Raw genomic sequence first — 354 nt, forward strand, 5'->3', positions numbered from 1 at the left:
GTTTTATAACCGGTTCCCTGGGTGTAGTGTGGCCGTGGAAGAAAGCAATTTTTCGCCGAAATGAAGAAGGTCTGTTTCTTTTCGATAAAACCGGAAACAGGATCATCGATAATTACGACAGGTATCTGCCGGCATTTCACGAGCCAAATACCTGGATAGCTATATTCTTAATCATTACAGGAGCATTATTGGTGTTATGGCTGGCATGGGCCGAACTTAAAAACAAAAAACAGGATGAGTAGATTTGGACTTCTTGGCAGGAATATCTCCTACTCCTTCTCCAGAACCTATTTTACTCAAAAATTTGCTGCGGAAGGCATTCAAGCCGTTTACGAAAATTTTGACCTGCAGCAT

Annotated in this window: 1 pseudogene; it reads left to right on the plus strand. The window is 41.8% G+C overall.

The features are described from left to right. Positions 1–242: pseudogene (locus HC175_RS21160) on the plus strand (DUF368 domain-containing protein); the annotation flags it as partial. Between the last annotated feature and the right edge of the window lie 112 nt (positions 243–354).

This window comes from Salinimicrobium oceani, from assembly GCF_012037645.1.